This is a genomic window from Elstera litoralis (assembly GCF_000963705.1).
Taxonomy (GTDB): Bacteria; Pseudomonadota; Alphaproteobacteria; order Elsterales; family Elsteraceae; genus Elstera; species Elstera litoralis.
Genome location: NZ_LAJY01000154.1, coordinates 1 through 9,547 on the forward strand (window position 1 = coordinate 1; position 9,547 = coordinate 9,547).

General features: G+C 62.8%; 14 protein-coding genes and 1 tRNA gene. 7 read left to right on the forward strand and 8 right to left on the reverse strand.

Going from position 1 to position 9,547, the window contains the following annotated elements:
• The 3 genes from VZ95_RS23930 to VZ95_RS07155 form a co-directional block, all read right to left on the reverse strand.
• Positions 1 to 279: hypothetical protein (locus VZ95_RS23930; protein WP_156995139.1), on the reverse strand; the 279-nt coding region annotated here is incomplete at its 3' end.
• Positions 280 to 341: 62 nt separating this feature from the next.
• On the reverse strand, positions 342 to 2,144 hold the full coding sequence (locus tag VZ95_RS07150) for an alkaline phosphatase D family protein (protein WP_052711563.1): 1,803 nt from the start codon (positions 2,142 to 2,144) through the stop codon (positions 342 to 344).
• Between the two features lie 290 nt (positions 2,145 to 2,434).
• Positions 2,435 to 2,509 (reverse strand) — tRNA-Val (locus VZ95_RS07155).
• Between the two features lie 128 nt (positions 2,510 to 2,637).
• On the opposite strand from VZ95_RS07155, the gene VZ95_RS07160 reads away from it, so the two are divergent.
• Genes VZ95_RS07160 through VZ95_RS07180 form a run of 6 tightly spaced genes read left to right on the forward strand, consistent with a single transcriptional unit; the run spans position 2,638 to position 6,804 of the window.
• Positions 2,638 to 3,357: an SDR family NAD(P)-dependent oxidoreductase gene (locus tag VZ95_RS07160; protein WP_045775246.1), complete on the forward strand. Its 720-nt coding sequence runs from the start codon at positions 2,638 to 2,640 to the stop codon at positions 3,355 to 3,357.
• Positions 3,358 to 3,360: 3 nt separating this feature from the next.
• Entirely contained in the window at positions 3,361 to 4,065 is a 705-nt protein-coding gene (locus tag VZ95_RS07165) for a DUF6134 family protein (RefSeq protein ID WP_045775247.1), read from the forward strand.
• On the forward strand, positions 4,062 to 5,381 hold the full coding sequence (locus VZ95_RS07170; RefSeq protein ID WP_332308023.1) for a cryptochrome/photolyase family protein: 1,320 nt from the start codon (positions 4,062 to 4,064) through the stop codon (positions 5,379 to 5,381). Before VZ95_RS07165 ends, VZ95_RS07170 begins: the two co-directional genes overlap by 4 nt.
• Entirely contained in the window at positions 5,311 to 5,616 is a 306-nt protein-coding gene (locus tag VZ95_RS28640; protein ID WP_332308024.1) for a hypothetical protein, read from the forward strand. Before VZ95_RS07170 ends, VZ95_RS28640 begins: the two co-directional genes overlap by 71 nt.
• Positions 5,613 to 6,368, forward strand: coding sequence for an SDR family NAD(P)-dependent oxidoreductase (locus tag VZ95_RS07175; protein WP_045775248.1), 756 nt, complete (start codon positions 5,613 to 5,615; stop codon positions 6,366 to 6,368). The genes VZ95_RS28640 and VZ95_RS07175 overlap by 4 nt, the downstream gene beginning before the upstream one ends.
• 1 nt (position 6,369) lies before the next feature.
• The gene (locus tag VZ95_RS07180; protein WP_045775249.1) at positions 6,370 to 6,804 is read left to right on the forward strand and encodes a nuclear transport factor 2 family protein; all 435 of its coding nucleotides are present in this window, start codon (positions 6,370 to 6,372) and stop codon (positions 6,802 to 6,804) included.
• A 3-nt stretch (positions 6,805 to 6,807) separates the two neighbouring features.
• On the opposite strand, the gene VZ95_RS28050 is transcribed toward VZ95_RS07180, so the two are convergent.
• From VZ95_RS28050 to VZ95_RS07190, 3 genes are all read right to left on the reverse strand, one after another.
• Positions 6,808 to 6,936 carry a hypothetical protein gene (locus VZ95_RS28050; protein ID WP_269747076.1) on the reverse strand — a complete coding sequence of 43 codons (129 nt, stop codon included), beginning with the start codon at positions 6,934 to 6,936 and terminating at the stop codon, positions 6,808 to 6,810.
• Between the two features lie 16 nt (positions 6,937 to 6,952).
• Positions 6,953 to 7,573 carry a TetR/AcrR family transcriptional regulator gene (locus VZ95_RS07185; RefSeq protein ID WP_198148146.1) on the reverse strand — a complete coding sequence of 207 codons (621 nt, stop codon included), beginning with the start codon at positions 7,571 to 7,573 and terminating at the stop codon, positions 6,953 to 6,955.
• 176 nt (positions 7,574 to 7,749) lie between these two features.
• On the reverse strand, positions 7,750 to 8,100 hold the full coding sequence (locus VZ95_RS07190) for a DUF3313 family protein (RefSeq protein ID WP_198148147.1): 351 nt from the start codon (positions 8,098 to 8,100) through the stop codon (positions 7,750 to 7,752).
• Here VZ95_RS07190 and VZ95_RS25290 point away from each other — a divergent pair.
• Positions 8,075 to 8,404 carry a hypothetical protein gene (locus VZ95_RS25290; RefSeq protein ID WP_198148148.1) on the forward strand — a complete coding sequence of 110 codons (330 nt, stop codon included), beginning with the start codon at positions 8,075 to 8,077 and terminating at the stop codon, positions 8,402 to 8,404. The two genes, VZ95_RS07190 and VZ95_RS25290, sit on opposite strands and share 26 nt — an antisense overlap.
• A 97-nt stretch (positions 8,405 to 8,501) precedes the next feature.
• Here the strand turns inward: VZ95_RS25290 and VZ95_RS07200 are convergent, their stop codons facing one another.
• Together VZ95_RS07200 and VZ95_RS07205 are read right to left on the reverse strand one after the other, a co-directional pair.
• Entirely contained in the window at positions 8,502 to 9,035 is a 534-nt protein-coding gene (locus VZ95_RS07200) for a DUF3833 domain-containing protein (protein WP_045775251.1), read from the reverse strand.
• Positions 9,032 to 9,547: MFS transporter (locus VZ95_RS07205; protein ID WP_045775252.1), on the reverse strand; the 516-nt coding region annotated here is incomplete at its 5' end. The genes VZ95_RS07205 and VZ95_RS07200, both read right to left, overlap by 4 nt.

Sequence of the window (9,547 nt, forward strand, 5' to 3'; positions counted from 1 at the left end):
GCCGCCGCTTGGTTTCATCGGCACAGTGCGCACGGCGGGGCAGGGGCGCGCCGCCGTGACGCTGAGGGGGAAACGCTGGCTGATTGCGGTCGGCGAAACGGTGGAGGCTGGCGGGTCGAGCGGATCGAGGCCGATCATCTGTTGCTGCGCAGTCCGGATGGTTTGACCGCGCATCGGGTGGTTGCGGGAACCCCCGGCGCAGCACCCTCGCCGCTGCCCGCCGACGCGTTCCAAATTCCCGCCGATCCCGGCGCTTCCCGCCCGCCCGCGCTGAGGCATCGCCCCAAAACAAAACGCCCAGGCACGAGGCCTGGGCGTTTTTTCCGCGTGGGGGCGAAACTTTAGACGGTAGTGCTGAACTTCTTCTGGCCCGGCTTTACTTCCAGACGCTTTTGCATCGACGCAGTATAGGTCGGCGAGAAGACGGTATTGACGTAGGTCCATTCAATCGCAACGCGCTCGTGGGTGATATCCACCAGCATATAGCCGCGTTGGGAGGTGTCGGCATAAACGAGCTGGTCATTGGCCTGATTGCGCGCGCCGCTTTCCTGAATAATGCCGGCCACGGCCAGCGGCGGGACGCCAACGAAGATTTCTTCGTAACCGGGGGAGGTGACACCCGGCGTGCCGACTTCGACGCCGATCGGGAGAACCCCGGTCGCCGTGGGTAGGCGCAGGTCCGCCGCCCAAGCGTTATGGGTATCGCCCGCGAGAATGACCGGGTTCTTCGCCTGAAGCAGCGTGCGGGCAAAGCGAGCGCGGGCCGAAGGATAGCCAACCCAGCTATCCGAGGTTTCGGGGTTCGGGCCGCCCAGGGCGGCGACGGCGGCGAATTGCTGCGCGGCGCCTGCACCGAAAATCTGATCGATCAACCCATTGATCTGGGCCTTTTGCGCGTCGGTCAGCAGTTTGGTATTGGCGAGATCCGGGGCCGGCTGCCATTGATAGAGGATCTGCTGACCAATGACCTGCCACGTCTGTTGCGAGGTTTTCAGCCGGTCGCCCAACCAAACTTCCTGCGTGGTGCCAAGCAGTTGGCGCTGCGTGCCGTCGGCGTTCACGTCGGCGGGGAAGCGACCGTCGGCCGTGGCGGTCTGATACAGGCCGATAAACTGCGTCGGGCTGGTGATCTGCTTGTCGCGCGAGGTCATGCGCGTATCCAGCATCACGAGGCGCAGCAGATTGCCGTAATCGAACGCCCGGTAGAGCCGGGGAACCGTTTCACCCGATCCGGCGGCGAACAAAGGCTCGCGTACGGGCATCCATTCGAAATAGGCGCGCAGGGCGGCGTCGCGACGATCCGTCCAGGTGCCTTCCTTACCTTCGGTGTGATTATCGGCCCCGGCGCGGTAGGTATCGTTCGCCGATTCGTGATCGTCCCACACCACGATCCACGGGGCCTTCGCCGCGAGGGCTTGCAGATTGCGGTCGCTGCGGTAGTTGGCGTGGCGCGTACGGTAATCGGCGAGGGTGATGATTTCTTTTTGCGGCTGAAGTTCGGCGGCGCGGACTTCCTTCACCACACCGGCGGCAAGCGCGGGCGTGACGTAGCCACCGGGGCCATATTCATAAATATAATCGCCTAAGTGCAGCACGGCATCGAGATCGTCGCGCTTGGCGGCTTCGGCGTAAACGTTGAAATAGCCCTTTTGCAGCGTGGCGCAGGAGAAGACGGCGAATTTAACGTTCGAAACCGCGCCTTCCGGCAGCGTCTTGGTGCGGCCGACCGTCGACAGCGTACTGCCAAAGGAGAAGCGGTAGTAATAGGTCGAGCCCGGACGCAGGCCGGTCACATCGACCTTCACTGTATTGTCGCGCGAGGCCAGCGACAGGGCGACACCAGAGGCGACGATCTGGGTAATATTCGCGTCGCTGGCGAGTTCCCAGGTGACGTAGAAATCGCCGCCTTGGGCGGAGGTGGCACGCGTCCATAGAATGATACGATCGGCCAGCGGATCGCCGCTGGTAACACCGTGATCGAAAGTCACGGTGCGGCTGGCGGTTTGCGCTTCGGCGTCGCGACCGACGAGCGAGCCGATAATCCCGGCGGCCATTAATGAGCGCAGCACATTACGTCGACTGACGCCCGCTTGCGTAACTTGCGCGAAAAGGGGGAAAAGCACGTCGTTCTGACGATCGGTCATGGCTGGCAACTCGCTGACGGTGAAAAAATGCTGTACCGCTTATATCCGGCGAGTTTTACAGTTCCATGTCATTAACGAAGACTTAGCTTCGGAAGCATTTTCTTATTTATGTCATTTTAGTTTCAGTAATTTTTATGATTCTTTACATCGTTTTCTAGTCTTTGAATTTTTTGATTCTTTAGAATGGCTGATGGCTGCTTTATCAACACTGTAAGACGAGGCGCCTGTGCTGTTTGCCGTCGAAATTTAAGGAGATGATAATGTCCGAAGACGAGCCATTCTGAAAAGAATGGTGGGCGCTACAGGGATTGAACCTGTGACCCCATCCGTGTGAAGGATGTGCTCTCCCGCTGAGCTAAGCGCCCTCGCCAAAGCGAGGAGTGGTTTTTAAGAGCCGGGCTCTTTTCTGTCAAGCCGCTATTCGCGTTGGGCTGCCGAGTGATCTAAGGCCGGGCGAGGCTCGTACACGTAAGGAAGCTAGGAGAGATGCAGCATGGCCCCGACTCTGATTATCGGCCCCGGCGGGATTGGCGCGGCGCTCGCCCGCAACCTGCATAAGAACGGCCAATCGGTTGCCTTAATCGGGCGGCGGGCGGCGGCGCTCGCGCCCTTAGCGCAAGAGTTGAACGCCCCCTATGCCGTGGCCGATGCGATGGACGCGGTGGGACTGAAAGCCGCCATCGCCCAGCTTGGCGGGGATGGTTTATCCGGGCTCGCCTATCTGGTCGGCTCGATCCCGCTCAAACCCTTGGCGCGGTTGACCGAGGCGGATTTTCTCGATGCTTTTCGCTTGAACGCGCTCGGCGCGGCGCTCGCGGTTCAGGCGGCGCAACCGTTTTTGACGCCGGGGGCGGGGGTGGTGCTGGTTTCGAGCGTGGCGGTGGCGCAAGGCTTTGCCAATCACGCCGCCATTGCGATGGCGAAAGGCGCGATTGAGGGGTTGACCCGGTCGCTCGCCGCCGAACTCGCCCCGAAGCTGCGGGTGAATGCCATCGCGCCGAGCCTCACGCAAACGCCCCTAGCCGAGCCGTTTACGAAAAATGAGGCGATGGCCAAGGGCATTGCCGCCTTGCACCCGATCCCCCGGCTTGGCGAGGCCGAGGAGGTGGCGGAACTCGCCGCCTTCCTGCTCGATCCCGCGCGCGCCGGGTGGATCACGGGTCAGGTTTTCGCGGTGGACGGCGGACGGTCCACGCTTCGGGTGAAAGGATAGGCGATGCGCAGGCTTTTCGGCTTGGCCCTCGCGGGGGCGCTGCTAATGACCCCGGTGGCGCTGGCGCAGCAGGCAGCCCCGCGCGAATTGGCCTTTACGGTAGAGCGGGACGGTGCGCCGTTCGGCACGCACCGCATAAGCTTCTCCGGCACGGCCGACGCGCTGACGGTCAATATTGCCATTGATTTGAAAGTCGATTTCGGCCCGCTCACCGTGTTTCGCTATACCCATCGGAACCGGGAGGCGTGGCAGAACGGGCGTTTGGCGCGGATTGAGACCGCGACCGACGATGATGGCGACGCCTTCAAAATCGTGGGCCGGAGCACGCCCGACGGCTTCCGGCTCGATCAAGGCGAGGCCAGCGGATCGCTCCCCAAAGATATTCTGCCGACGAGCTACTGGCACCGCGCGGCGTTGGACCGCAGCCTTTGGCTCGATACGCAAAGCGGGCGCCTGCGCAACGTCGCAATTCAGCGGATCGGCGAGGAGACGATCACCGTTGCGGGCGTTCCCGCAAAAGCCAGCCGCTACCGAGTGCGCGGCGATTTGGAGATGGAGCTTTGGTATCTCGCCAATGGCGAATGGGCCGGGCTGGAGTTCGTCGCGCGCGGCTCGGTGATCCGCTACCAGCGGATCACGCCGGCGGATGTGGCGTTGCTGCCGGACGGCGCTAAGCCCGCGCCCGCCATCGCGTCCGCCGCGCCATGAGCGGCGCGCTTCGGCTCGTTCTCGGCGACCAGCTAACGCCCCAGCTCTCGGCTTTACGTGATCTCGATCCGGAACAGGATTGGGTGCTGATGGCAGAAGTTGAGGCCGAAACCCGCTATGTACCGCATCACCCCAAGAAAATTGCCTTCTTCCTCGCCGCCATGCGCCATTTCGCCGACAGTTTGCGGGCGCGCGGCGTTCGGGTTTTTTATATCGCGCTCGACGATCCTACCCCCTGTGCCAGCATCGCCGACGCGGTGGCGCGGGCGAAGATAGAGCTTCCCTGCGCGCGTTTGATACTCACCGCGCCGGGCGAATGGCGGCTGTGGGATGCGGCGCAGCGCTGGCAGGAGGATCTCGGCCTTGCCGTTGAGATGCGCCCCGACGATCAGTTTCTCTGCTCCCGCGCCGAGTTTGCCGCCTGGGCCGAGGGGCGCAAGGGGCTGCGGATGGAGTATTTCTACCGCGACATGCGCCGCCGCACGGGCATTCTGCTGACCGCCGAGGGCAAGCCAGAGGGTGGGGCATGGAATTTCGACGCCGAAAACCGGGGCGCGCTGCCGCCGGAGGTGCTGGCACCGCCGCTGTTTCGGGTCGCGCCGGATGCGATTACGCAAAGCGTGCTCGCCCTGGTCGCGGCGCGCTTTTCCAACCATTTCGGCGATCTTGGCGGGTTCGATTATGCCGTGACCGCCGCAGAGGCCGACGCCGCGTTCGAGCATTTCTGCCGCCACGCGCTGCCCTTTTTCGGCACCTATCAGGATGCGATGCGCCAGGACCGCGCCCCGGACGGCGGCGATGTGCTGTTTCACGCCCGCATCGCGCTTTACCTGAATGTCGGTTTGCTCGATCCGAAAGCGGTTTGCGACCGGGTGGAAGCCGAGTATCGCGCCGGGCGGGTGCCGCTGAACGCGGCGGAAGGCTTCATCCGGCAGATACTAGGGTGGCGGGAATATGTGCGCGGGCTCTATTGGCTGCATATGCCGCGCTATGCCGACCTGAATTTCTTCGGCGCGACCCGGCCCCTGCCGGGCTTCTACTGGTCGGCCGCGACCGAGATGAACTGCCTGCGCCAAGTGATCGACCAAACCAAGCGCACGGCCTATGCCCACCATATCCAGCGGTTGATGATTACGGGGAATTTCGCGCTTCTGATCGGCGCGCACCCGGCGGACGTGGCGGAATGGTATCTGGCAGTTTTATGCCGATGCGGTGGAGTGGGTGGAACTGCCGAACGTACTCGGCATGGCGCTTTTTGCCGACGGCGGCGTGATGGCGAGCAAGCCCTATGCGGCGAGCGGGGCCTATATCAATAAAATGTCGAATTACTGCGACCGCTGTCGCTTCGACGTGGCTAAAAAGAACGGCCCGAAGGCCTGCCCGTTCAATTATCTCTACTGGAATTTCCTGATCGAACACCGCGAGAAACTGGGCCGAAACCCGCGCCTTGCCATGCCGTATCGTACGCTCGACAAGCTGACCGAGGAGCGCCGATCCGCGATTGCGGACGATTCGCGTCGCTTTCTCAAAACTCTGGAGACGCAGCCATGACCCATTTGTGGATTACCGGCGCGAGCCAAGGCATTGGCCGAGCGGTGGCGCTGGCGGCGCTTCAGCGCGGCTGGACGGTTTCGGCGACGGCGCGGGGGGCCGAGGGGCTGGCAGCGCTGGTAGCGGAAAGTCAGGGCCGGATTCGCGCCTTTCCCGGCGATATTACCGACCGGGCCGGTTTGGCGGCAGTGGTCGACGCGGTCGAGGCGGCGGCGGGGCCGATTACCGTTGCCGTGCTGAACGCGGGCACCCATCAGCCCACCGATGGCGCGGCCTTTGATCCTACGGTCTATGATCGGCTGCTCAGCGTCAATCTTGGCGGTATGGTGAATAGTCTGGCGGCGATCCTGCCGCGTTTTACCGCTCGGAAAGCCGGGCGGGTGGCGCTGGTCTCCTCCGTCGCCGCGTATCGGGGCCTGCCGAAAGCCGGGGCCTATTGCGCCAGCAAGGCGGCGGTCACGGCACTGGCCGAATCGCTGCGGTTGGATTTGGCGGGGGCGGGCGTTACGGTTCAGGTGATCCACCCCGGTTTCGTGCGCACGCCGCTGACCGATAAGAATGAGTTCCCGATGCCGTTCATCATAGAACCGGCGGCGGCGGCGGCGCGTATCATTGCCGGACTTGAGGGGAACGGGTTCGAGATCGCCTTTCCCAGCCGGTTCATTTATATTTTAAAGCTCCTTCGGGTGTTGCCATACCGGCTTTATTTTGCGCTGGTGGCCCGTCAGACCGGGGTTTCGACAGGATTATAAGATGACCAGCGTGCCGCCGATTGATCCGTTTCAGCGCTATCTCGAAAATTTGACCGCTGAAACCGTCCCACACTTGGCCGAGTTGGTGGCGGGCGACGTGCGCTTTATCGATCCGTTCCATGACGTAAGCGGCATTGCCGCGACCGAACGGGTGTTCGCGGCCATTTTCGTGTCCCTCAAAAATGTGCGCTTCACGGTGATCGATAAAGCTTGGTCGGGCAATGCTTGGTATCTGCGCTGGCGCTTTGAAGCCGAGCGCCCACAGGGCGGGCAGATTTTAGCGTTCGACGGCATGAGTGAGCTTTATTTCGATGCCGATAATCGCGTTCGCCTCTATCGGGATCATTGGGATGCCGCGACCGGCTTTTACGAGAAACTACCCGTCTTAGGTTGGGTGTTGCGCTTGTTGCGGCGGAAAATAGCCTCCGCCGCATAATCGCTATCCTTTCCGCCAAATCAGCCAACCGCCCAGCCACAGCAACCACGCTTGCCAGCCGATGAAGGCGAGCGGCGTTACTTCGATCGCTGGCAGGCTTGGGAAGGCGGTCGCCACCCCCGTCAGTGCCACTGGGCGGTTAAGGGTCTCATGGCGTGAGCCCTTTTTTCAGGAGGGTTTGCAGCGCGGCGTCGATCCGTGCTCGCCCGGCCTCGGAAGTGAGATCGACCCCGGCGAAACAGCCCGTCGTCCGCGCGCGGAGCGTGAGATAGTGCATTGCACCGAGTACAACGGCATTAATCGCGGGGCCATCGATCCCGGGGGGGGCGGTGAGGGGGCCGAGCGCCTCGGCTAACCACCGCCCAATCGCCACGGAACGCTTCTGTTCAACCGCGAGCAGCGCGGCGGAGGGGCTAGCCAGTTCGGCGGCGAGCACGCGCTGAAGCAGATCATCATTGACCAGCATCGCTTGGGATGCGGCCAGTAACTCCGCCATCCGGTCGGCATAAGACGCATCGGGTTGGGCTTTGGGCGGGATCGGGCCGACCCAAAACCCAAGATCGCCGCCCAAGGTTTCCACAATTCCTTCGATCCCGCCGAAATAGCGCGTGATCAGCTTTTTATCGCACCCAGCTTCGGCGGCCACGGCATTTACGCCGAGCGCGGTAAAGCCATCGCGGGCGATAATCACCCGGGCCGCTTCTAAAATCCGGGTTTCCGTGGCCGAACGGTTACGCGGGCGGGGCGGAGTGGCTTCGTTTTCGGTCATGATTGTCATCCCTTCGCGTCCATACAGGCTTGCGGCGGTTGAGACGATCACGCTCCAGCGGACTACGCCATCCTTCATCATCGTCGGCGGCTTAGCGGAACCGCACCTGTGATCCGCCGGTGGCTTTATCACCGAACTCGGCCGGTTCCAACCCCATCATAACCGGGTTCCCCCCCCTAACGCGCCGCTACAGGGGGTATAAACTCGGCCAGCGCTTCGGCATGGCGGGCGAGGGCACGGCGGGCGTGGCCGTGCTGGGTGAAATAGCCAACGGGGCCGCCCATCAGCGGTGTGCCGTTGGAATGGGTGGCGAGCGCAAGAACCGGGGCCTGGGTCTGGCTATCGATAACGATAGCTTCCGACGCCGCCCCGCCTGCGGTCACGGGGCCGACAAGGGCGGAGGTAACGACATTGAGCGCCACATTCGCGCGCTCGAACCCGGTGATCGCCGCTTTGACCCGCAGAACGCCGGGGCCGGGCTGCTGGACCTGCTTCAGCCGCGTGCCAAAACGCCTGGCGCAGCGCATCGGCATAGGTCTGCTTCAGATCGTCCCGTACCTCGGCGGCGGTATCGGCGGGCATCTGCGGGCCCGGGCGGAGCGCGACCTCATCGAGAATGAAGCTATGGTATCCGGCCAACACGGCAGGCGGGGCGGTGAAGATTTTCCGGTCGGCATCCTCTGCATCGGCGACCAAGGCAACCGGCTTTCCGGCCTGCGCCTGGATGAAGCCGGTATTGGTGGTTTGTTGATTGGCGCACGCCCCGAGCAGCAGAAGCGACAGAAGGGCGAGGGTGGGCGGATGAGCGAGCATAGCGGTTTCCCTGATTAATCAGGGAATGGCCTATCCAATGTCCCTGTGTGGGGACATGTGTAAGTGGCCTTTCAAAATGTCGCAAGCGAATTTGTCCCCAATAGGAGACAAAAAATTATTGCGCGGCAGCGATGCCCGGCCCGGACCAGGGGTCGAGCGCTTCGCTGCGCTGGATCGCGCCGGGTTCCTTGCGGAAAAACAGCGTGACTTGGCCAATCTCTACCCCGAATTTCGACACGCGCGCGCGGTTGATGAGCGTGTCCTTATCGGCGAGGAACATCCAATCGTTAAAGGCGACGCGCCAGGTCCCGTCGCCGACTTTCAGGTTCAAATCGTAGCGCCAGTTGAGCGCTTTACCATAGGCGAGCCCCGTCGCGGTGCCGACGACATCGCCCGCGCGGCCCTCGTAGGTATGCTCGTCTTTCTTCAGAATGGTCCAGATGCGCCGGTCCTTCTCGCCGTCGCTATAGGTGAAATCTTCGTCGAGCGTCAGGGTTTTGCCGTCCCAGGTGCCGCTGATTTCAACGATGAAATCGCGGCGTAAAGTGCCGAAGCGATCCTCGAAAATCCCCCAGGCTTTTGTTTTGCCCGCGAAATAGTCTTCGACGACAAAGCGGGGGGTGGTGTTGGCAAAATCCTGCGGTTTCATCGTGCTGCATCCTGTGAGCAGGGCAAAGGTGCCAAGGAAAAGGACGATTGGGGCGGCGTAGAGCCATCGGCGGGGCATGAGCTTACTCCTAAAGCGGGACTGAGGCGGGCGAGGGCGGTTTCGTCGAGGCCATAGCCGCGCAATAACCGCCAGGCCGAGAGTTTGAACACGAGCGGCGCGCCGCCGTAGAGCGCGGCCAAAGCCCAGCCGCCGGGCGATCCGGTCGTTCCGGGCACGAATCCGGCGAGATCGAGCAGCGGGAAGGCGAGACCGACCGCGAGCGCCAGCGAGGCTTTGGTCGCCATGCCCCAGAGCGCGAAATAGAGCCCGGCGCGGTCGCCGCCGCCCGCCCGCGCATCGGCTTCGATCACATCGGCCTGCATGGCGGGCGGCAGAATGAGATCGGCCCCCATCGTCAGGCCGGTGGCGATAGCGAGGATGAAGAAGATCGGGGCGTCGCCGAGGCTGAGGAACGGCGCGGGCAGAAAGGCGACGCAGGCGAGCAGCAGCCC